General features: G+C 55.1%; 17 protein-coding genes. 8 read left to right on the top strand and 9 right to left on the bottom strand.

Features of this window, described 5'->3' with window-relative positions:
• Positions 1-8: 8 nt before the first annotated feature.
• A complete protein-coding gene (locus tag PV433_RS00655) occupies positions 9-1,130 on the bottom strand; it encodes an ABC transporter ATP-binding protein (protein WP_190928841.1) in 1,122 nt (373 codons plus the stop codon).
• Positions 1,131-1,448: 318 nt separating this feature from the next.
• On the opposite strand from PV433_RS00655, the gene PV433_RS00650 reads away from it, so the two are divergent.
• The 3 genes from PV433_RS00650 (at position 1,449) to nagA (ending at position 6,226) form a co-directional block, all read left to right on the top strand.
• Positions 1,449-2,504 carry an alpha/beta hydrolase family protein gene (locus tag PV433_RS00650; RefSeq protein ID WP_332070296.1) on the top strand — a complete coding sequence of 352 codons (1,056 nt, stop codon included), beginning with the start codon at positions 1,449-1,451 and terminating at the stop codon, positions 2,502-2,504.
• A gap of 1,499 nt (positions 2,505-4,003) precedes the next feature.
• On the top strand, positions 4,004-4,879 hold the full coding sequence (locus PV433_RS00645; RefSeq protein WP_332070295.1) for an ABC transporter ATP-binding protein: 876 nt from the start codon (positions 4,004-4,006) through the stop codon (positions 4,877-4,879).
• Positions 4,880-5,059: 180 nt separating this feature from the next.
• Complete coding sequence (gene nagA / locus PV433_RS00640; RefSeq protein WP_332070294.1) at positions 5,060-6,226, top strand: N-acetylglucosamine-6-phosphate deacetylase; 1,167 nt, start codon at positions 5,060-5,062, stop codon at positions 6,224-6,226.
• 192 nt (positions 6,227-6,418) lie between these two features.
• Here nagA and pepF read toward each other — a convergent pair whose 3' ends face one another.
• Both pepF and PV433_RS00630 read right to left on the bottom strand, forming a co-directional pair.
• On the bottom strand, positions 6,419-8,209 hold the full coding sequence (pepF, locus tag PV433_RS00635) for an oligoendopeptidase F (protein WP_332070525.1): 1,791 nt from the start codon (positions 8,207-8,209) through the stop codon (positions 6,419-6,421).
• A 306-nt stretch (positions 8,210-8,515) separates the two neighbouring features.
• Positions 8,516-8,695 (bottom strand): hypothetical protein, encoded by a 180-nt coding sequence (locus PV433_RS00630; RefSeq protein WP_190928851.1) that lies wholly within the window; start codon positions 8,693-8,695, stop codon positions 8,516-8,518.
• A 294-nt stretch (positions 8,696-8,989) separates the two neighbouring features.
• Between PV433_RS00630 and PV433_RS00625 the strand changes: the two genes are divergently transcribed.
• Positions 8,990-10,333 carry a hemolysin family protein gene (locus tag PV433_RS00625; RefSeq protein ID WP_332070293.1) on the top strand — a complete coding sequence of 448 codons (1,344 nt, stop codon included), beginning with the start codon at positions 8,990-8,992 and terminating at the stop codon, positions 10,331-10,333.
• 280 nt (positions 10,334-10,613) lie between these two features.
• Here the strand turns inward: PV433_RS00625 and PV433_RS00620 are convergent, their stop codons facing one another.
• Both PV433_RS00620 and PV433_RS00615 read right to left on the bottom strand, forming a co-directional pair.
• Entirely contained in the window at positions 10,614-10,856 is a 243-nt protein-coding gene (locus tag PV433_RS00620; RefSeq protein ID WP_332070292.1) for a hypothetical protein, read from the bottom strand.
• Positions 10,857-11,120: 264 nt separating this feature from the next.
• Positions 11,121-11,783: a GGDEF domain-containing protein gene (locus PV433_RS00615; protein WP_332070291.1), complete on the bottom strand. Its 663-nt coding sequence runs from the start codon at positions 11,781-11,783 to the stop codon at positions 11,121-11,123.
• 243 nt (positions 11,784-12,026) lie between these two features.
• Between PV433_RS00615 and PV433_RS00610 the strand changes: the two genes are divergently transcribed.
• Both PV433_RS00610 and PV433_RS00605 read left to right on the top strand, forming a co-directional pair.
• Positions 12,027-12,734, top strand: coding sequence for a class I SAM-dependent methyltransferase (locus tag PV433_RS00610; RefSeq protein ID WP_332070290.1), 708 nt, complete (start codon positions 12,027-12,029; stop codon positions 12,732-12,734).
• A 93-nt stretch (positions 12,735-12,827) separates the two neighbouring features.
• On the top strand, positions 12,828-13,025 hold the full coding sequence (locus PV433_RS00605) for a cold-shock protein (RefSeq protein WP_317891210.1): 198 nt from the start codon (positions 12,828-12,830) through the stop codon (positions 13,023-13,025).
• Between the two features lie 175 nt (positions 13,026-13,200).
• Here PV433_RS00605 and PV433_RS00600 read toward each other — a convergent pair whose 3' ends face one another.
• The 4 genes from PV433_RS00600 to PV433_RS00585 all read right to left on the bottom strand — a co-directional run bounded on the left by PV433_RS00600 (position 13,201) and on the right by PV433_RS00585 (position 17,671).
• The gene (locus PV433_RS00600; protein ID WP_332070289.1) at positions 13,201-13,476 is read right to left on the bottom strand and encodes a hypothetical protein; all 276 of its coding nucleotides are present in this window, start codon (positions 13,474-13,476) and stop codon (positions 13,201-13,203) included.
• 80 nt (positions 13,477-13,556) lie between these two features.
• Entirely contained in the window at positions 13,557-14,636 is a 1,080-nt protein-coding gene (locus PV433_RS00595; RefSeq protein WP_332070288.1) for a YheC/YheD family protein, read from the bottom strand.
• Between the two features lie 37 nt (positions 14,637-14,673).
• Positions 14,674-16,392 carry a CgeB family protein gene (locus PV433_RS00590; protein WP_332070287.1) on the bottom strand — a complete coding sequence of 573 codons (1,719 nt, stop codon included), beginning with the start codon at positions 16,390-16,392 and terminating at the stop codon, positions 14,674-14,676.
• Positions 16,382-17,671, bottom strand: a complete 1,290-nt coding sequence (locus PV433_RS00585; protein WP_332070286.1) for a nucleotide sugar dehydrogenase — start codon at positions 17,669-17,671, stop codon at positions 16,382-16,384. Before PV433_RS00585 ends, PV433_RS00590 begins: the two co-directional genes overlap by 11 nt.
• A gap of 182 nt (positions 17,672-17,853) precedes the next feature.
• Here PV433_RS00585 and PV433_RS00580 point away from each other — a divergent pair, with 182 nt between their 5' ends.
• Together PV433_RS00580 and PV433_RS00575 are read left to right on the top strand one after the other, a co-directional pair.
• Positions 17,854-18,579 carry a YebC/PmpR family DNA-binding transcriptional regulator gene (locus PV433_RS00580; protein WP_332070285.1) on the top strand — a complete coding sequence of 242 codons (726 nt, stop codon included), beginning with the start codon at positions 17,854-17,856 and terminating at the stop codon, positions 18,577-18,579.
• Positions 18,580-18,927: 348 nt separating this feature from the next.
• Positions 18,928-21,129, top strand: coding sequence for a DNA topoisomerase III (locus PV433_RS00575; protein ID WP_332070524.1), 2,202 nt, complete (start codon positions 18,928-18,930; stop codon positions 21,127-21,129).
• The last annotated feature ends 621 nt before the right edge of the window (positions 21,130-21,750 follow it).

The following is a 21,750-nucleotide window of genomic DNA, read 5'->3' as shown; positions in this document are numbered from 1 at the left end:
TCCTTGAATTACGATTCGGTAAGCCGCACTCCGCTATCCCGATCGAAGAACAGCGCTTTGTGCATATCGAAAGCTACCGATACTTTCATCTCGTCATTGTAAAAGTTGCGCGGACTCGTACGTACGACAAGCATGTTCGGCCCGCCGATATCCAGATGAAGGAAGCGGTCGGCTCCCATCAGCTCGTTGAACTTGTGGATGCCGTTAACGACGGCGTTGGGGAACGCATCGAATACGATCTGATCGACGCTGATGTTCTCCGGGCGAACGCCCAGGGTGACGACTTTGTTGACCAGCCGCTTGGCGGTCAGCTCCTTGGCCTTGCCCAGCGGAATTTCGAGGGCGAAGCGGCTTGTGTGGAATTCCAGCTTGCCTCCGTGTTCCTCCAGTCTTCCATCGATGAAGTTCATCGGAGGCGAACCGATAAAGCTGGCGACGAACGTATTGCTCGGATTGTTGTAAACTTCCTCCGGCGTGTCGACCTGCTGGATGATGCCGTCCTTCATAACGACGATCCGGTTGGCCATCGTCATCGCTTCCGTCTGGTCATGCGTAACGTAAATCGTCGTAACTTCGAGCTGCTTGTGCAGCCGGATCAACTCGGCGCGCATCTGTACGCGCAGCTTGGCGTCAAGGTTCGACAAGGGCTCGTCCATAAGAAACACTTCGGGGTTCCGTACGATCGCGCGGCCGAGTGCGACCCGCTGGCGCTGACCCCCGGACAGCTGCTTCGGCTTGCGTTCCAGATACTGCTCGATCTCGAGAACGCGGGCCGCGCGTTTGACGGCGATGTCGATCTCATGCTTCGGCATTTTGCGGAGACGCAAGCCGAAAGCGATATTTTCGTACACTGACATGTTCGGGTACAGGGCGTAGTTCTGGAACACCATCGCGATGTCCCGGTCTTTCGGAGGAAGATCGTTAACCAGCACGTTGTTAATGTAAATCTCGCCCTTGCTGATGTCCTCCAGGCCCGCGATCATGCGGAGCGTAGTAGATTTGCCGCAGCCCGACGGGCCGACGAACACGACGAATTCCTTGTCTTCGATTTCCAGATTGAAATCTTTGACTACGGGCAACTTGTCTTTGCCGTAATGCTTGTAGACGTGGTTGAACAAGATCCGCGACATATGCCGAATACCCCCTTGATAGTGAATTAACAGAAAGCGTTTGCAAATCGTTATAACTTCCATTATAAGAATAGGGCTGTGAAATTGGTGTGAAGAAAACGACATGATTCGCGAGGAAACCGGATGTTAGACCCGGAACATACCGGTTTCATGTGAATTTCGCGTGAATTTAAAGATATTATGAATAATACGGCAGTCCCGTTCCTTCTTATTCCTATTTGATGTAAGTAAATTTTATATGAAGATTAAGAGCGCCTGATGCAAGTCCGGGCAAGTCGTTGTATGATTGAGAAAACGATTACTATAGGAGGAGTTCCGTTGCCTTACGAACAATACGAGGACAGCGTCAGACTGGAAAAACGAAAACAGGCCAAGCAAAATGAAACCTCGCCATATTGCGACTTTATTTACTACGAATCGTCACGAACGCCGGGGGTGATGCTGGCGGCACGCATCGTAAAACCGGAGAAGCCGTCTTATATTCTCGCAGGCACGCATGGCTGGCATATGAGCATCCCCGCCTTCAAGCCGATGGAGGAGCCGCAGCAGGGCAACCATTATTTGAGGGTGGATGTCGATATGCGAGGCAGGGCGCACTCGGAAGGGGCGCCTGATTGCAACGGCTGGGAGCTGTACGATGTAATCGACGCCATTCAGTATGCGCGGGAGCATTACGCCGAGTATATCCTCGATCCGGATATCGTTTATTTCGAGTCCGGAAGCGGAGGGGGCGGCAATGCAATGGCGATCGCCTGCAAATTCCCGGACTATTTCGCCGCCGTCACCGCCTTGTGCGGCATATCCGATTATGCGCTCTGGTACGATAACGACGAGATCGGCGAATTCCGCGACGAGATGGACGTCTGGATCGGCTGCGCGCCGAAAGACAATCCGATGGCGTTCCGTTCCCGCAGCGGGCTGGATCTGATCGGCAATCTGACGAGCCCGGTTTATCTGGCCCACGGCGAGACGGATATCCGCGTGCCGGCGGATCACTCGCGCCTGTATGCCGCAAAGGCCGCCGAGATCGGCAAGGGCGATCTGATCACGTATTACGAGCTGCCCGGAGTAGGCACCCGGGATCATTGGGGCAACGCGACCGGCGAGATGCTGGACAAAGTCCGGAGCGAAAGCGAGTTAAACCGCGCCCGGCATCGCCGGCCGGTTGAACTTCCGGAGCGCGGCAGACTGACGGTCGGCGGATACTTGTTCACGCGCCGATTCTCCGTCGTGCTCGATTCGCTCGATAAGGTGGCGGTACTGGAGTACGACCTCGCCGCCGGCAAGTTCGAGCTGTCGTGCGAAACGGGGTGCACGTATACGATCACGGCCGGCGGCGAGACGGTTTCGGGAACTGCAGCCGCAGCTGTCTGAAACGCGGAGGGCATCCCGGACCGGGCGTGTAACGGTACATGGGTAAAATGGACATAACGGGCAAACATATGAACATGCTGGATAAATGGACAAACGGATGAACGGATGAACGGACAAACGGATAGATGAACGGATAAACGGAAATAACAGCCGTGACCGACATAATGGACATAGCGGACAAACCGACATAGCGGACGTAACGGACATAAAGAACAAACGGATAAACGGACACAACGGGCACAACTAACACAACAGACACAACTAACACAACTAACACAACAGACACAACAGACACAACAGACACAACAGACACAACGGACATAACCCATAGACCGGGCGGTACGAGCAAAGAGCCCGCATCGGCTGTTGAGGAATCCTGTTTGTTGTTGAGAAACCCTGTTTTTTGAAAAGGATTGTAAGCTTGGAGATTTTCCGTCGCTAGTAGTCTCTCAGATCGTGTTTTCAATCGATTTTCTACTTTATGGCAAGTCCACCCTCATTAGAATTTAGTGCTGCAAATTTCTATAGGCACCCTTAACAGTCCGGGGATGCACATGCTTCATCGTTCGTTTACAGGCAGAAGCCCGGCTGTGAAGCGGAGACGTCGCCGCTGTCGGGTATCGCGATAGTCAGTTCTCAAGGAAGGACTGCTCCCCTGCGGAGCGGTCTTTTTTAAATTTATCGCCAGAAAGTATCGTGGGAGTGGCTCTAAATCTCGGTAAACGACAGCGTCAAAAGACGCCGGTAGGTGTTTATCCTTGATCTTCCAGAAAACTTAAATTCTTTACCGTGCTAAAGTGAAGGGGTACCCTACTTGGCGTTAGAGATCGTATACTCAGGTTCGATGACTAACGAACCGTATCGTGCTTATGGCTGAAAAACGGCGATTTTCCGGGCTTAACGAATCGAGGTAACGTTATCGAACTGAAAGCGGAAAAAAACGATCCGAATTTGTGGGAATAACCATACAAGAGTTCGTTACAAATTCAAACGTCCGCATTCGGCTCTGATAGCGGATTCCGGGTTCGTTAGCCATACTACCGCATGAAGGCAACGCGACTTAACGGTGGTTGGAGCAGCAACCCATTCCCCCCGACGAGCCGCCGTATGGGCTGCTCCATTCGAAAGGCGATATTGAAGCAAAAAATTGTTGTCCACATTAAACCGACAGCCTCCTATTCGTTCCCATTTAATATCGCAAAAGGCGGAGGGGCATATTCGCCGATTGTTCGCAAAACGCTTTTTTTGAAGAGCAGGCTTCATCCGACGGTCAAGCCCAACTGTTACAAGATGGAAATCGGCAGTAAATGCCCGAGGTTGCTTAGCTTATTAGACGAAAACGCGAGTATTTTCTGTTCCGGGCAAATATCCGGCATTGACAATGACAATGATAACCATTATCATTTATGGAAGGAGATAATGAGAAACGTTATCATCGATCGATTTAACTAATAACTATGAACCCAAACAATCCTATATTCCGATAAGGAGTGGACGTCATGTCTCGTTTATTTGCCGAGAGGCTTCATATTGCATACGGTGAGAAAGTGATTGTCGATCAACTGAATCTATCGATTCCGGCCGGTAAAGTAACGGCGCTCGTCGGAGCGAACGGTTCGGGGAAATCCACGATCCTGAAAACGATGGCGCGCATTATGAAGCCGCAGAAGGGCGGCGTCTTTCTGGACGGCAAGTCGATCCATCAGATGCAGACGAAGGAAGTCGCCAAGCAGCTCGCCATTCTTCCGCAAAACCCGGTGGCGCCGGAAGGCCTGACGGTTAGCGAGCTCGTATCGTTCGGGCGTTTTCCGCATCAGAAAGGCTTCGGCTCGCTCAGCAAAGAAGACAAGGAAATGGTGGCATGGGCACTGCAAGTTACGGGGATGACGGAATTCTCAGACCGTCCGATCGACCAGATGTCAGGAGGTCAGCGGCAGCGCGCCTGGATCGCGATGGCACTGGCGCAGGGGACGGATATTTTGTTCTTGGACGAACCGACCACGTTCCTCGATATGGCTCACCAGCTGGAAGTATTGAAGCTGCTGGAGCGGCTTAACAAAGAAGAAGGCCGGACGATCATCATGGTCGTGCACGACCTGAATCACGCTACGCGTTATGCCCATCACGTCGTGGCCATCAAGCACGGCAATGTGCTCTATGAAGGCTCGCCGACCGAGGTTGTTCATAAAGAGATGCTCCGCGAGGTGTTCGGGATCGAAGCGGACGTCATTCCGGATCCGCGGACCGGCTCGCCGCTCTGCCTGCCTTACGGCTTGGAAGGCGACAAATCGGAGGAAGAACCGGCTGACGTCGCTTCTGGCGGTGTCAATGCCGAGGAAAGACAGCCGGCCGCAGCCGGTTCCGCAGCGGTATAGCCGCGATATAAACGTATACTTGTCCCCCTCTCCCGTGCTATCATACAAGCAGCAGCAGGTTGAAACCGGCCGCTTCGCGTATATGCGGAAAGGGCCGAAGCAGAAGTAGAGGGAGAAGTTCCCTCTACTTCTTTTCGATCCGGCAGACGGTAAACTGCATGCCAAGAGGGAGGAACGGGAGTGGGAGAAACGATTTGGATCAACGCTACTCTGTATACGGAGCATCGTGTGATCGAGAACGGCCGTATAATTGTAACAGAGAGCGGGACGATACGGGCGCTGGGGGACGAGCTGCTGCCGATCCCTGCGCATGCGCGGATTTGCGATTGCAGGGGAGCGCTGCTCGTTCCGGGTTTTATCGATGTCCACGTGCATGGCGGTAACGGGTTCGGGATGATGGAGGGGACGCGCGAAGCGCTGGACGGAATGAGCCTCTATCATGCCCGGCACGGGACGACCGCTTTTCTGGCGACGACCTCGACGGCCGATATGGAGACGATCAAGCAGGCGCTGCGCAATGCCGCCTCCCATGTCGGACTTACAGCCGGGGCCGAGCTGGCGGGCATCCATCTGGAGGGCCCTTATCTGGACGTCAAGCGGCGCGGCGCGCAAAGCGAAGCGTTTCTGAAGCTTCCCTCCGGAAGTGAAATCGATGAACTGTTGGAAGTTGCCGGCGGACACCTTCGTCTGGTGACGCTCGCCCCCGAGATCGAGGGCGGCCTGCAAGCCGTCAAACAGTTCGCGGAGCGCGGCGTAACCGTATCGGCGGGCCATTCGGATGCGACGTTCGCCCTGATGAAAGAAGCGGTCAGCCTGGGGGTGAGCCATACTACGCATCACTTCAACGGCATGAGCCCGATGCATCACCGGGAACCGGGACTGGCCGGAGCCGGGCTGCTGATGGACAAGCTGACGACGGAGCTGATCTGCGACGGCATCCACGTTCATCCTGCTGTGGTGAAGCTGCTGTTCGAGATGAAGGGACCGGGGAATGTATGCATGATCACCGATGCGGTCAGCCCGGCGGGATTACCGGACGGAGCGTACGGCAGCGTCGTCGTGAGGGCGGGAGAAGTGATGCTGAAGGACGGATCTACGCTGGCCGGAAGCTCCTTGACGATGCTGCAGGCGCTCAAAAATGCGGTCAAGTTTACCGGATATCCGCTCGAAAAGCTGCTGCCTTCGATGACCTCCGTGCCGGCACGCCAAGTGCGGCTTGACAAAGTAAAAGGATCGCTGAGTCCGGGCAAACACGCCGATTTCCTTCTCCTCACCCGGGAGCTGGAGCTGATCTCTACCTATGTGCGGGGCGGCGAAGTGTACCATGCAGGGCTTGACGAGGCGTAGCACGGGCAATCCAAGGCGCGGAGCAGGCGGCAAAGGAAACGGCGCGTACCCGGCTTCGCAGATTTGGCCTACATACGTAAAAACCTCCGAAACCCATAAACGGGCCGGAGGTTTTTTCGCGTTGCGGTCCATGCAGGCTGCCAAGCAGCCTTGCGCGGCGTGTGCTATACCCGTGAAATGCTGGGCCAACCGTTACTTGGTCAACTGCTCCATCTGCTCGATCAAGCTTTCGAACACGCTCATCGCCTGACGGATCGGCTCCGGCGAGGACATGTCAACGCCGGCGCGTTTCAAGATTTCGATCGAATAGTCGCTGCCGCCGCTTTTCAGGAAGCCGAGATAACGTTCGACGGCCGGTTCGCCTTCGTCGAGAATTTGTTTGGCAAAGCTGGTTGCGGCCGAGAAACCCGTCGCATATTTGAATACATAGAAGCTGTTGTAGAAATGGGGGATACGAGCCCACTCCATCTCGATATCCTGGTCGACCGCCATCGCCTTGCCATGGTACAGCACGTTCAGGTCGTAATAAATTTTGCTGAGGTCCTGATGCGTCAGCGCTTCGCCATTCTCCGCCTTTTCGTGAATGATCTTCTCGAATTCGGCGAACATCGTCTGACGGAACACGGTCGTCCGGAACTGGTCGGCGTAATACGTAAGCAGGTACATTTTTTCCTTTGGATCGGTCGATTTGTCCAGCATATAATCCATCAGCAGCGCTTCGTTAAGCGTGGATGCGACCTCGGCGAGGAAGATCGTATACTGGGCGTCGCGGTATTCCTGATTCGTATCGGACAAGTACGAGTGAATCGCATGGCCCATCTCGTGCGTCAGCGTGAACATGCTGTTCAGATTGTCCTTGTGGTTCAGCAGCACGTAGGGATGCGTGCCGTACGCGCCCCAGCTGTAAGCTCCGCTTCGCTTGCCTTCGTTCTCGTATACGTCAATCCAGCCTCCGTTGAAGCCTTCCTCGAGAATGTTCCGGTAGTTTTCGCCGAGCGGTTTGATGCTTTCCATGACGGTTTTTTTCGCTTCTTCGTATGTAATGTCCAGCTTGTACTCGTCGACGAGCGGAGCGAACAAGTCGTACATGTGCAGGTCGTCAACTTTGAGCAGCTTCTTGCGAAGATCCATGTACCGGTGCAGCAACGGCAAGCTTTCATGAACAGCGGCGATCAGATTGTTGTATACGTCCACCGGAATTTTATCGCCGTAGAGGGACGCTTCCAGTGCCGACGGGTATTTTCTGGCTTTGGAATAAAACAAGTTTTTGGTGACGTTGGCGCTGAGAGTCGACGCGAGCGTATTGCGCATTTTGCCGTATGTGGCGTACATCGTCTGGAAGGCGTTTTTGCGGACTTCGCGGTTGCGGCTCTCCAGAAATTGAATGTACCGGCCGTGGGTCAGCTCGACTTCTTCCCCGTCTTCGTTTTTCACTTTTGGGAATTTCATGTCCGCATTGTTGATCATGCCGAAAATCGTGCTAGGCGCTTGGGACATATTGCCGACTTGGGCGAGCAGAGCTTCCTCCGCTTTGGATAAAATATGCGGCTTTTGGCGAAGCATATCTTCCATCGTCTTTTTGTACGGGGCCAGCTCCGGGGCGCTGACGAGCGCGCTCAGCTTGTCGTCCGGCAGGCTTAATATTTCCGGAGTGATATACGACATGGCTTCGTTCACTTCAACGCTCAGCCGTTTCGTTTTCTCGGATAACGCCTGATAGGTCGGGTCGGCCATATCCTCATGGTGGCGCATGTTGGCATATACGTACAGCCGCTCGGTATGAAGGGAAATTTTGTCTTCGAGCTCGAAGCATTCTTTAATCGACTTCGCGTTGTCGAGCTTGCCCTCGAATTTGCCGATATCTTTGGCCAGCTTTTTCACTTCGTCGTATTCTTGGTCCCAGACTTTCTGGCTTTCGAACAAATCTTCGAGCTTCCAGCGGTGCTCGGCGGGAACTTCGGAACGTTTGATCACTTGACTCATGGGTACCCTCCTATCGGTTTTCGAAGGTTTGGCATCTTGAACGGCGTAGACGGGTGCGGCTGCGACGGCTGCCAGGCAGACGGTTGCGATGACCGGTACTAGTTTCATGGGACCTCCTGAAATCTTTGCGAAGCAAAGATTTACTTCGAAAGCGCTGCTGATCTTTGCGAAGCAAAGATTTACTTCGAAGGCGCTACTGAGCTTTGCGTTAGCAAAGATTGCTTCGAAAGCGCTACAGCAAACTCCCCTAGTATGGCCGAACGGCCGTGCTTTTATGAACGGGCACGCAAGCCTTACGCCTGCCGGTCATCCCGCGCCAAGAAGACTAAACACGATGATAAAAAACGAGCAGCTTACGAGCACGACGGCGACCAGCGCAAGCAAACGCCGCATTTGGGGCGGGATCGATTCTTTTTTCATAATCAGAATAAGCGCCAATGAAAAAGCGAGAATCGTAAACAATACGACCGATCCGGTGTCATTCATGAGGTCACCTCGTTTACTCGTCAAGATGGTGCGGTTTGGAAGCCGCTTCCTGTTACTTATTCTATACCAGAGAGCCGAATTCCTTTCCGGATTAATGGTGATTTGACGAATGCATGTCCCGTCCGGAACGGTAAGTAAACAACCGGTTTGCGACGTTTTTGACGCCGGACGCAACGCAGCCGGTCATTCGCTTCATAAATCCGGCATATGTTCCAAGCAGCCGCGAATAAAGATGAGCAATGGACTCGAATAAACGCGGGGAAGTCTAGTCTGAACACCTTCCCGGCGGAGAGGATGGGAAACCGATTGGAAAGCGGCCCGTTACCGATAGGCTGGAGTATGGCGCTAATTGTGGCTTTGGTGATGCTGAACGGTTTTTTTGTCGCGGCACAATTTGCGATGGTCAAAATACGCGGCACCCGGATTGAAAGCCTGGTGCAGGAAGGAAGGCGGCGAGCCAAATTCGCTCAGGCAATTTTGGGCGATCTGAACTTGTATTTATCCGTCTGTCAGTTTGGGATTACATTAACCTCGCTCGGACTGGGCTGGATCGGAGGGCCGGCGCTGGCAAAGCTGCTGGAACGTCCTCTATCTGCTCTCCCTTTGTCCGGAGCGGCCGTTCAAGTAATCGGTTTTTTAACCGCTTTCATGCTGATCGCTGCCCTGCATATAACGATCGGGGTGCAGGTGCCGAAGACGGTTGCGATGCATAAGCCGGAACGGACGACGCTGTGGTCTGCGTATCCGATGCTGGCGTTCTACAAGCTGATGCTCCCGATTATGGGGCTGCTGAACGGTCTGTCCGACCGGCTGCTGCAAATATCCGGCATTCAGCCGGAGCGGGGGAACGATTCGGTCCATTCGGAAGAAGAAATTCGCATTCTGGTCAAGGAAAGTCATAAAAACGGGCTGATCGACAATACCGAGCTTACGCTTGTTGAACATATTTTTGAGTTTTCCGATACAAATGCACGGGAAATTATGATTCCGCGAACCGAGATGGTCTGTTTGTACACCAATCTGTCCTACGAGGAGAACAAAAAAATCGCGATAAACGAGATGCATACCCGTTACCCCGTGGCGGAGATCAACAAAGACAACATTATCGGGTTCGTGCATATAAAAGAGCTGTTGAAGCATAACGATTCGCTGGACAACATCATGACCATTATCCGTCCGCTGATGAATGTGCCGGAGTCGATGCCGATCAGCACGCTGCTGCGGCTGCTGCAGAAAAACCGGACCGAGATGGCGCTGCTGATCGACGAATACGGAGGCACTTCGGGTCTGGTCACCGTCGAGGACATCATGGAGGAAATCGTAGGCGAGATCCGGAACGAATTCGACGAGGAGCGGCCGCGTATCGAGGAAAAAGCCGCTTTGACGTATTCGATCGACGGTCTGCTGCTGATCGACGATGTCAATCAGTACTTCGGCACCGGCATCGAAACGGACAATTACGATACGATCGGCGGCTGGATCTACTCCCAAGTGGAGATTCCTCCCTGCAAAAGCCAGCGGGTGGACCGGGACGGCCTCGAGTTCATCGTCGAGGAGGTCGACCATATGCGAATCTCACGGCTGACCGTCCGCGTACCCGAGCATTACAAGATGCCGCTGCGGCAGGAGGTTTCTTAAAAGCCGGGACTGCGGTTTAGGGTAGGGGCGATAGGGGTGATATAGGAGTTTGCACGTCAAAGAACCGTCCGGACTCTTCACTTATACCGGACGGTTTTCTCTTTAGGCAGGTACAGAGAGTATAAAGTTGCTAAAGTCATAAAGCTTCAAAGCGATGCTTCGAAAACGCGAACTGCGAGCTTCTGCACCAACAATAGCCGCCTCTTGCGGAGGTGTGCACCGCGGCAAAGGTTTTGTTTAGAAGCTTGTTATAATGTACGCCTCCACCAGGCGGGGACGCTTACACGTCTTTGAACGCCTCGAGAATTTGCAGCCGTTCTTCCTCCGTACCTTGGAACCGTTCAGCGGAAAAACGTTCCTCCGCCCAATGCATCAGCGCCGGACGGCTTAAAAACTCAAAATTGTCTTCGCCCCACTGATCGGAAATGACCCGGACTACGATACGCGTGCCGTGTACTTCGACGTTCAGCATGTTCCATTTATCTTGTTTGTAAATCGTTACTTTCTTGATCCCTTTAGACATCCAGCATTCTCCTTTATTCGTATCACATGCCGGGTGAAATGGCAGCCGCCCTGGCAGAATGCGCCGAATCCGCTGGCGTCCGGATTCGCCCCGGCTTGCAGTCCGCCCTTTATACGATTGTATCATACGCGGGCACCGTTGGAAATTAATCCGGCGGAAACCGGTCCGGGGAAAGAGCTAAGACCCACAATCCCTAGAAGACCGTCCAGATCCCGCTTCCTGATCATCGAATCTCGGCCCCCTCGCCGGGTTGCTGATTATTAATTATGAATGGCCGGGATGTTTCGATTTGCGGGCGACTTCGCTCCGGTCGTATTTGCGCAGCAGATCGTCGAGCGCTTCGCGCAGCAGGGCGGATTCTTTTTTATTCAGCTGCTCGGCCAGCGACTTCAACCGTCTGACGTTTGTGGAAGGGTAATAACACGATTTCATCACCATCTCTTCATTCGGCGGAAGCGCGACCTGATTGCGCCCGATTTCTTTGGCGGACACGAGTGCGGCGCTTGCCGCCCGGCGCAGGGCGGATTCGGTTTTGCCGTCCCGCGGGTATTGGGCTACGCCGACCGTAACCGTAATCCGGTGTTCCTGCGGCAGTTGAAAGACGTCTGCAGATGCTTCGATCTTGGCGCGAAACCGCTCCATCTGCAGGAAAGCCTGCTCCAACGTCGCCCCTTCGAGTACTAGAGCGAACTCGTCGCCGGATACGCGGTAAGCTTCCGCACCCGGCTCTTCCTTAAGAACGGCGGCCAGCTGCCTTAACACTTGATCGCCCGCCTCGCTCCCCAGAATCTGGTTGACTTCCAGAAAGTGATCGACGTCGATCATCGCGAGGGCGACCTGCTCATCCTGCCCGATTTTCTCCTGGACATGTTTCTCCATCGCTTTGTGATTCAGCAGCCCGGTAAGTGAATCCAAGTATTTCGTCATTGCATCACTCCTATGTATTGTAATAATCACATTACAAATTATTATCTATATTATCGTAAAATTCAATAGTGTTTTTGGAAAATAATAGATAGAGGTGGACAAAGCCGTTTATCCGGAATATTCCTTGTTTTTTACATTTGCCTTCTTTATAATCGATACCAATACCCGGCGAGGCCGGGCAGAAGCACGAGCCGAGCGGAGTATGGAATCAAGAGCCGAGAATAGCCGAGGAGAGTGGAGAAGATGAAGCAAGAGCAGCATTACGAGCAAGTTGGGGTAGCTATGACATGCAGGGGCTACGCAGAATATGAGCGCATGTTCGGGCTGAATGCGGAGCTGCTGAAGAGCGGACCGGTACTGGACGTGGCGGCCGGAGCGTCGTCGTTTGCGGCGGAAGTGCGTTCCATGGGGGTAGATGTCGTATGCGCGGACCCGCGTTATGCGATGTCGCCGGAGCAGATCGGCGAAGAAGGGGCGGCCGAGATCGAATCGTCTACGCTGAAGCTGGCCGGATTGGCGGGCAAGTTCGACTGGAGCTATTACGGCAATCCGCAATCCCACAAGGCCGGACGGCTGAAGTCGCTGGACAGGTTTCTGAGCGATTATTCGTTAGTGGGCGCCCGCGAGCGGTATGTGCCCGACAAGCTGCCGTCGCTGTCGTTCGCCGATAACCGTTTTGCGCTTGTATTGTGCAGCCACTTTTTATTTTTATATGGAGATCAGTTCGACGATACGTTTCACCGGACGGCGCTGGAAGAGCTGCTGCGGGTATGCAGGCCTGGCGGCGAGGTGCGCATCTATCCGCTGCTGTCGCTTCGCTGGGAGCGGTATCCAGGGCTGCCTGCTCTGATCGCGTTTCTGGAATCGCGGGGCGCATTCTGTGAGCTGCGGACTTCCGGACTGCCTTTTATCCCCGGTTCGTCGGAAATGTTATGTGTAACCAAAACGTGACGGCAAGCCTGCATAAAAGTTCCCTCCTCTGCATATAATAGGCGTTGCGCCGCATCAAACGGACGTCTCAAAAGCGAACTGGAGGTAATGGCATTGAAAGGTACTGTAAAATGGTTTAACGCGGAGAAAGGGTACGGATTCATCCGTTCTGACGACGGGGAGGACGTATTCGTACACTACTCGGCGATTCAGGGAGACGGATTCAAATCGTTGGACGAAGGCCAGGAGGTTGAGTTCGATAAAGTAACCGGCGAACGCGGCCCGCAGGCGTCCAACGTTAACAAGCTGTAGTCCTCTGCCTACAGGCAAGTCCAAGAAAAGGCCGCCTCGAACGGATCGGGGCGGCCTTGTTCTATGGCATATGAGGCGAAGCTATTTCATGTGGAAATCGGAACTCCCCAAAAGAAGCAGGAACAGGTTATGCGGATGCGCTTCTTTCTAGGGGGTCTTCTGGCCGGTATGCTTATTACGGACCTTCGGTTACGGTAACGATCAGGTTCGCAGTTAATACTGGAGTAATAACGGCAACTTGCGTCGTAACGCTCGGACAAGGAACGGTAATATCCAGATCAACGCCGAGGATAGGCAGCAGGCTGATCGTTACGTTTCCTCCAACCTCCGGAAAAGGCACGGCCGTAATCAGGTTAACCCCTACGGGAATCGTGACCGGCGGAAGCGGCGGAACGGTTTGAGTGATAGAGGCCAGAGTAATTGTAACCAAACAAAATGCAGATGCTCCCATGTTATCTCCTCCTTTCTGATCTTAGTATATGAATCTAGCAGCAGAACGTTCCTTTTATTTACTGAATTGTATGATTGTTACTAGTTGTGTTGACCTCCCCGATGAAAGACCAGATAACGCGCGTAATCGAGCGGCATGGTCAGCGAATCGCCCCGGTCCGGCTCCAGCCTGTTCATCAGCGGCGTAGGCAAAGGGTTTACTTCGAAGACAAACAAACGGCCGCTGCTCTCCATCCCCAGATCCACACTGATATCCGCGAAATGATGGGCCGTCCGGTCCAAAGTCCGGCCTATGCCGAATCCGATCTCGGCAGCTTCCTTATCCAGCCGGTCGATCCGTTCGGCTCCTTGAGGGTACATACTCTTCCACTGGCTCATCGTTAAGATTCTCGTTTTCAAAGGAATGACATGGCTTGGATTGGGGGCGATCCGAAACACGAAATAAGAGACTTCCCAGCGGCCTGATCCGTTCTTGATCAGATGAAGCCGAAAGTCCGTCGCTCCGCCCATCCATTGCTCGGTCTGAATCGACTGCTGCAGCAAGTAAGGCCGCTTGTTCAAATTCGCCCGAAACCGGCTGTAAAAATCGCCGCTGCTCCTGTACGTCTCAAACGCCATATCCAGCCCCCTCATATAAGAAGCCTGAATGCTCCCGTCCTCCTGAAGCGCGGCTCTAACGATCCCGAGACTGCTGTGGCCGTTCGCTGCGTCGATCGGTTTCAGGAACAGATCGCGGTGCCGGAGCAGAAACGATTCGAAATCCGCTTCGCCGGCAAGCCGCTGGGTATCCGGCAAATAAGGGCGGATCGCGCTGTCTGCGGCCAGCAGCTGCCAGCCTTCCCACTTGTCGAACATATGAGAGTTGAACACTTTATTGCCGGTCGCTTGTACGAGCTCGTTCATCCGTTTCGGACCGGCCATACACTGCATATAGACCGCGTCCGGAATCCGGAACGTTTCCTTCCGGGGATGGAAGGAACGGCGCTGAGGCAGCCAGCGGTGGCCGGTTACGGTACATTCCGCGAGACGGACCGAATCGTGATCGAACATGATCCAGGTGACGTCAGAAGGACCCATGTACGACTGAAGCCGCTTTTTCACGAACGGATGGACGAATCTCCTGTGCTTGGATACGCAGATGCCGATCAGGGGGTGTCCCATAGTCGAGTCCCTTCTTTCCCATCGTGTTAGCCCGGCGTCATACGGTCGCCGTGCCTTTATAATCGAGTGCGGCTGCGGCGGTTTCCAGCGAGTAGACGGGCTGGGGTGTATCGGTGTGCATCACGAAATTGAATTTATCGGCGGAGTACAGCTTCATTCCGCTTCGGATGCAGCACTCCAGCAGGCCGGCAATCGTAAGTTCCGCCAGCGGCGACGCCAACGCCATTTTCGTCAGCGCTTCCTTCTTCATCACCCATGCCGATTCGTTCAGAGCGTGGACGTAACGGTTCTGGTTATGCTCGTTGCACAAATAAAGCGCCGCCTGTCGCGGGGAATAGGCGTAGTAGGCGCTTTTGCCGGCCAGATCGGCTCCCGTATATTGAAAAGCGTGCATCAGATCCGTCAAATAATAAGGAGCGTAGTAGTGGTTTTCGTGAAAATACGATACATACGGCATCGGGCTGTAGGTGGAGACGGCTTGCAGCATCTGAACGGGCGACTCCCCCTCGGGTCGGATGAACATCCTTACGTTCGCTCCGGCCTTCGCGAAGGCAGGCGCCATGACCATATTCGGGCGATGCGTCAGCAGCATCAGCTCCTTCCTGCCCCAGCGCTGCTTCTGGAACTGATCGAGCACCCGCTCCAGCGAATCCGGCGAGGAAATGAAAGCAACCACCGTCACGCCGGGCTCCTCCACAGCCCCCCGAATGCCAATCCTGGATAAAATGTCATGAAACCGGTGTTTGTATAGATGCCGGGAATACACTTCCCTCACACCGAGGACGCTCAGCTTCTCCGAGCAAAGCTTGTTGGTCAGCAGCTGGTGCAAAATCCGCGACGTTTGCTCCTTCGTATACGCGATCGGGACGAGATCGGGAAACATGCCGGCGATTCCCCGGGAGTAGCTGGTGATGACATTCGCGCCGGAAGCCAGCAGCTCGTACACTCTTCGGGAGAACATCGTGGGGCTGTGTTTAACGGAATTTACGTTCAGGAATACCTTGTACAGCCGGTAAGCTTTTACCATCTCCGCGTAACTGAGCTGGCCGACGATGTGGGCACGGTACACATCGGGAAAACGGTCTCGCGACGCCCGGTCCGGTCTGTCATAGATATGAAGGCCGTACGGGATCGCCGGAAGCAGCAGCAACTGCGTATCCGGAATGCGATCGGGATAAAGCGGATTGTGGTAATAGGTGCCTGCGAACGCAACGTTCCGCTTCCTCGTGTAGTTCGATCCGACCGGATTGTGCAGGGCGGGCTGGGCGGCGAAGGGCAGACTGTATACGCGAGAATGACCGGCATCTCTCTGATACAAGGGAATACAGCTTGCATCCGTCGTAAAGATATGATCGAACAACTTGGCCGTACCTAGAAAATGATCATAGTTGGGAGGGTCTTCCTTGTTCCAAAACACGGTCGGGATGCCAGCCTGCCGGCAATAGGCGACAAGCTTGGCAATCTCGCAGCCGGCTCTCGACGGGTTCAAGCCGTATAGTCCCCAGCGCCTGTCCTTCCATGCCGATTCGACAAGCAGAAAATGCGGCCGCACCTTATGCAGCTGCCTGCGCCATTTGGACACATGCAGCGGGATTAACGTGCATTCATACTTGAAGCATTCAAAACTGAACGTATCGAGAATGGAGGCGACCACCAGATCCGGCCTGCCATTGTGCAGCGGCGGAGCCGGAGGAAGCGTCTGGATTTGCGCTTTGACGCTGTTGAGAACAGCGGGTGCAAGGCCGTTAATGGTCATCGGCTTCACGGCTCCTTGTACGGTTGATCCCGGGTGTACCGATCCGGTAACAAGCAAATCCGTGAATCTCCAGATCGGCCGGCTTGAGCGCATTCCTCGTATCGAGAAACTGGCGGGTGTTCATACCGGCGGCGATCCGGGTGTAATCCAGTTCCCGGAACACGGCATGATCCGTCAGGAGGATCAGGCAGTCCGAGCGCTCCGCCGCTTCGTAGACGCTGCTTTTATTGCCATAAGCGTTTCCCGTATAAGGATCAAACACGTTAACGGCATAACCTTTGGATAAAAGGGCTTGAAGGATAGCGACGGACGGACTGCCGCGCGTATCATCGCTGTTTCCTTTGTAGGCGAGGCCGAGAAGCGTCAGCACCGGGGTATCGATTCCGGCGACGAGCGATTCGATCATCCGGACGATCCGGGCTGGCGTGTGATCGTTGATCGTTCTGGCAAGCAGCGTCAGAGGGGCGTCACCGTGAGCGCTATCCACGATAAACCACGGGTCGACGGCAATACAGTGCCCGCCTACGCCGGGTCCCGGCTGGAGGATGCGCACCCGGGGATGCGTATTGGCCAGCCGGATCGCTTCCCATACGTTGATCCCGGCCGACTCGGAGATGCGGGCCATTTCATTGGCGAAGGCGATATTGACGTCCCGGGACGTATTTTCCATCAGCTTAACCATCTCCGCCGTCGCACTGTCCGTAAGATGAATGCTTCCTTTGACAAAACGGCCGTACAGCTTCGCCGCTTCGCGGGCCGACTCTTCGTTCACGCCGCCGATAATGCGGTCATTGTCTACGAGTTCGCTCCACACATTGCCCGGATAGACGCGTTCGGGCGAATACGCGACGAAGAGCTGCCGGCCGATATCCAGTCCGGTTTGTTTCAACTGCGGCACGATATGACGATTCACCGTACCGGGAGGGATCGTAGATTCGACGACAACCAGATTGCCTTCTCTTAAATAAGGAATAATAGAATCGACCGCAGCATGCACATAGCTCAAATCCGGAGAGCGGTCGGGCCCTACCGGAGTTTGAACTGCAATGATATAGGCGTCTGCGTAATCCGGAACGGCAGAGAAGCGAAGCCGGCCTTCCGTCATTTGCGTTCTGACCGAGTCCCGGAGGCCGGGCTCGTTAATTGGAATGCCGCTGCGGTTCAAGGTGGCGATCACGGCGGCATTGATGTCCACTCCGCGTACGTCGATCCCGTGCTCCGCAAGGACGGCGGCGGTAGGCAGGCCGATATATCCCAATCCGATAACGTTGACTTGCATGCTGCAACCTCCTCTTGCCCAGCTTGACGGAAATGCTCGTTTTAGTGTATGAGCGCGCTGCGGCTGCTGTACAGGCGGCTGTCGCTTGTCTGCGTAAATGTGCGGAACAATCGCTTTGACCGCCCTTAGGGGAAAATGGTAAACTATTAGGGCCATACTACGAACGAGGAGCGGTACAAGCTATGCCAAAGTTTAAAAATTTCGCAGCAAAAAAAGGGAAGCTGGACCAGGCCAAAAACAATATGTTCGTCAAGCTGGCCCGGGAAATCTATATGGAAGCCCGCAAGGGCGGACCGAACCCGGACGGCAACTTCAAGCTGAAGACGGCGATCGCCAACGCCCGCCAGATCAATATGCCCAACGACAATATCGAGCGTGCGATCAAAAAAGCGACCGGCGGCGGAGACGGCGTAGAGTACGAGGAGATCATCTACGAAGGCTACGGACCGGGCGGAGTCGCCATCATGGTAAAATGTTTGACCGATAACCGCAATCGCACGGCTGCCGACGTTCGCTCCATCTTCAACAAACGGGGCGGCAACATGGGCGAATCCGGCTGTGTCTCTTATATGTTCGACGAGAAGGGCGTCCTCCTGATCGACCGGGAAGATGTGGAGCTTGAAGAGGACGAAGTGATGATGCAGGCGCTGGAATGCGGAGCCGAAGACGTGATCGCAAGCGAGGACAGCTTCGAGATTTTGACCCACCCGCACGAATTCGAGGCGGTGAAGACGGCTCTCGAGGGCCAGGGTTATTCTTTTGAGAGCTCGTCCTTGCGCTGGGTGCCGCAAAACTACGTCAAGGTAGAAGGCGACAATGCCGACAAGCTGATGAAGATGATGGAAGGCTTCGACGATAACGACGACGTGCAGGACGTGTACGCCAACTTCGAAACGGATGATGCCTAAGGTTTTCCTAAAGGTGCGTGTTCAAAAAGTCTGGTTTTCAGCACCGAGAAGATGGGATGAAGCTAGGAAATGAGGAGCGGAGCGTAGTGGCAGTTACGTGAGCACCGGAAGTTCCGGCTGAATTCCATATTCGATGTCGAGTAGGCTTCCTGATCTGGTTCGTGATCAAAAGCGGACTTTTTGAACAACCACTAAAGGGGAGACAGTTGCCCCGGCAAACGCAGATTGAATACATGGCTGAAGGTCCCGCTAGCCGGGACCTTTGTTTTTGTACAGGAACGCCGAGCGGGAGAACGGGTGAAGCGGAAGTTCGCAAAGCGGGATTATTTTGAAAGGGGCTGTTGAATGATGAAATCTTTAGTGCTTGCCGAGAAACCGAGCGTAGCGAAGGAGCTGGCCCGGGTGCTGGGCTGCGGGGCCAAGCAGAAAAGCTGGTACGAGGGTCCGAAGTATGTCGTGACTTGGGCGCTCGGCCATCTGGTCGAGCTGGCGGAGCCGGAAGACTACAATCCGGCGTACAAGACGTGGAATTTGGAAGATTTGCCGATATTGCCGGACAAGATGAACTTGAAAGTGATTCGCGAGACGTCGCACCAATACAAAGCGGTTGCCCAGCTGTGCAAGCGTTCCGATATCGGGGAGCTGATCATCGCGACTGACGCCGGACGGGAAGGCGAGCTGGTCGCCCGCTGGATTATGGAGCTGGCTCACTGGCGCAAGCCGTTCAAGCGGCTGTGGATCTCGTCGCAGACGGATATGGCGATCCGGGAAGGATTCGCCAAGCTGAAGGCAGGGCGCGACTACGACCGGCTCTATGCATCGGCCGTCTGCCGGGCGGAGGCGGACTGGCTGATCGGCCTTAACGTGACTCGGGCGCTGACGAGCAAATATAACGCCCAGCTCGCCGCCGGCCGGGTGCAGACGCCGACGCTTGCGATGCTGATGGACCGCGAGCGGGAGATTAACGGCTTCCATCCCGTTCCCTACTGGACGGTCACAGCGGATTGCGGCGGATTTACCGCGTTGTGGCGCAAGGACGAGAAGCACGACGGCCGCCTGTACGAGAAGGCGGAAGCGGAGGCGCTGGCCGGCCGCGTGAAAGATAAGGCTGCGGTCGTGGACACGCTGCGCAAGACGGAGCGCACCGAGCTGCCGCCGCTCGCTTACGACTTGACCGAGCTGCAGCGGGACGCGAACAAACGTCTCGGCTTTTCGGCGAAACAGACGTCCAACGTGCTTCAGAGGCTGTACGAGCAGCACAAGCTCGTAACGTATCCGAGAACGGATTCGCGTTACCTCACCTCCGATATGGCGCCGACGTTCAAGAGCCGTCTGGAAAGCGTCGCCACCGGCCCTTACGCTGCGCTGGCCAGACCGCTGCTGCGCAAGCCGCTCGCCATCACGAAACGGATCGTCGACGATTCCAAGGTGACCGACCACCACGCGATCATCCCGACGGAGCAGTTCGTGCAGCTAGGGGCGCTTAGTCCGGAGGAGCGCAAGCTGTACGATTTGATCGTACGCCGGTTTATTGCGCTCTTTTATGCTCCGAATCGTTATGACGAGACGAGTGTCGTTATTCGGGCAGGCGAGGAACGTTTCTATGCGAAAGGTTACGTTCAAAAAGATGCGGGCTGGAAAGAAGTATATGGCGGCGCTGCCGCCGGGAGCACCGCGGAAGCCGACGACGAGGACGAGGAGGAGCCGGCGGACGACGGCGGCCGGGGGGCTGGGGCTGGACGCGCGCAAGCGGCGCATATGCCTTCCCAGTCGCTTCCGGAGCTCCAGAACGGCCAGAAGCTCAGCGTGCGCGGCAGCCGCATCGGCAGCTTCGAGACGAAGCCTCCGGCGAGACATACGGAAGCGTCGCTGCTGGCGAGGATGGCGAAGCATAATCTCGGTACGCCGGCGACGCGCGCCGATATTATCGAGAAGCTGCTCGGAACGGATACGATCGAGCGCCAGCAGAGCCGGCTCGTTCCGACCGGCAAAGGCAAGCAGTTGATCGAGCTGGTCGCGGACGACCTGCGGACTCCGGAGCTGACGGCGAGATGGGAGCAGGAGCTGGAACGGATTGCGCAAGGCAAGGGCGATCCGAAGGCGTTTATCGCCGATATCCGCAGCAAGACGGTACGGCTCGTCGCCGAGGTGAAGGCCAGCCAGAAGGAATACAAGCCTCACAATCTGACCCATACGAAGTGTCCGGAATGCGGACAGAAAATGATGGAGACGAAGGGCAAACGCGGCAAAATGCTCGTCTGTCCGAGCCGGGAATGCGGTTTCCGCCGGCCGGCGGAACCGGCTTTGTCCGGCAGACGCTGTCCGCAATGCCATAAGCGGATGGAGCTCCACGACGGCAAAGCCGGGAAATATTTTCAATGCCGGCCGTGCAACATGGTCGAGAAGCTGGACGCAGGCCCGGGCGCCGGCGGGAAGGCGGGGCGGAAGCAGCAGGCACAGCTCGCCAAGCAGTTCAGCGACAACGTGACGCTCGGCTCGAGTCTCGGCGACGCCTTGAAAGCGGCGCTCGAGCGGGACGGCAAAGAGTAAAGAAAGCGCAAGCGGGAGCCGGGACCGGCGACAAGCGGCTGTTTCAAGCATGCCGCTTCCGGCAATGCGCCCTGCGCGCGATGCAGCAAGCTCCCGGCGGCGTTACGCCGGCAGGGGCTGGATACAAGAAGGCCCGGAGCTCCACCGTCCTTGCGGCGGCGAGCTCCGGGCTTTTTTTTTCTTTGTGCATTGGCATGTATAGTTTTTTTCTTACACAACTCCCCAACACCGAGCACGAGCAACCCAGCAACCAAGCAGCCCAGCCCCCAACAACCGAGCACCTCAGCACCCCAGCACCCCAAGGTAACCGATAAAAGTGGTTTGTATCCCTAATTTTTTCCGAAACCCGGTTGAATGGGGAAATAAGAGCGGTTTGGAGCCGCTAAAATCGGCAAAAAGGGTGCAGATCCGATCAGATGGTGGATATAAGGGGTACAAACCGCCTTTATTGGTTTCGCATTTTCGAAAATGCCGAAATAAAGGGTGCCAAAGACTTTTATCATTTTGGGTGAGCGGCTAGAACGCAGGAACGCAGGAACGCACGGACTCCGTCCCTCCCGCGCCCAAACCTATGGGATTACACGCCAAAGGACCGTCCAGACGCAACTACCAGATGTTGCA

Origin of the sequence: Paenibacillus sp. GYB004 (assembly GCF_036577605.1) — a bacterium.
In the GTDB taxonomy this organism is placed as follows: Bacteria; Bacillota; Bacilli; order Paenibacillales; family NBRC-103111; genus Paenibacillus_AB; species Paenibacillus_AB oceani.
Note: the sequence above shows the minus strand (reverse complement) of the source record. Positions and strands in the feature narration are given on the sequence as shown.

What these genes read in the sequence shown, in the direction of transcription:
- PV433_RS00575 (WP_332070524.1), top strand. Translation starts at nt 18,928, where the DNA reads ATGAAATCTTTAGTGCTTGCCGAGAAACCGAGCGTAGCGAAGGAGCTG.
- PV433_RS00600 (WP_332070289.1), bottom strand. Translation starts at nt 13,476, where the DNA reads ATGGGAGCATCTGCATTTTGTTTGGTTACAATTACTCTGGCCTCTATC.
- PV433_RS00585 (WP_332070286.1), bottom strand. Translation starts at nt 17,671, where the DNA reads ATGCAAGTCAACGTTATCGGATTGGGATATATCGGCCTGCCTACCGCC.
- PV433_RS00625 (WP_332070293.1), top strand. Translation starts at nt 8,990, where the DNA reads ATGGGAAACCGATTGGAAAGCGGCCCGTTACCGATAGGCTGGAGTATG.
- PV433_RS00595 (WP_332070288.1), bottom strand. Translation starts at nt 14,636, where the DNA reads ATGGGACACCCCCTGATCGGCATCTGCGTATCCAAGCACAGGAGATTC.
- PV433_RS00655 (WP_190928841.1), bottom strand. Translation starts at nt 1,130, where the DNA reads ATGTCGCGGATCTTGTTCAACCACGTCTACAAGCATTACGGCAAAGAC.
- PV433_RS00590 (WP_332070287.1), bottom strand. Translation starts at nt 16,392, where the DNA reads ATGACCATTAACGGCCTTGCACCCGCTGTTCTCAACAGCGTCAAAGCG.
- PV433_RS00630 (WP_190928851.1), bottom strand. Translation starts at nt 8,695, where the DNA reads ATGAATGACACCGGATCGGTCGTATTGTTTACGATTCTCGCTTTTTCA.
- PV433_RS00580 (WP_332070285.1), top strand. Translation starts at nt 17,854, where the DNA reads ATGCCAAAGTTTAAAAATTTCGCAGCAAAAAAAGGGAAGCTGGACCAG.
- pepF (WP_332070525.1), bottom strand. Translation starts at nt 8,209, where the DNA reads ATGAGTCAAGTGATCAAACGTTCCGAAGTTCCCGCCGAGCACCGCTGG.
- PV433_RS00615 (WP_332070291.1), bottom strand. Translation starts at nt 11,783, where the DNA reads ATGACGAAATACTTGGATTCACTTACCGGGCTGCTGAATCACAAAGCG.
- PV433_RS00610 (WP_332070290.1), top strand. Translation starts at nt 12,027, where the DNA reads ATGAAGCAAGAGCAGCATTACGAGCAAGTTGGGGTAGCTATGACATGC.
- PV433_RS00620 (WP_332070292.1), bottom strand. Translation starts at nt 10,856, where the DNA reads ATGTCTAAAGGGATCAAGAAAGTAACGATTTACAAACAAGATAAATGG.
- PV433_RS00645 (WP_332070295.1), top strand. Translation starts at nt 4,004, where the DNA reads ATGTCTCGTTTATTTGCCGAGAGGCTTCATATTGCATACGGTGAGAAA.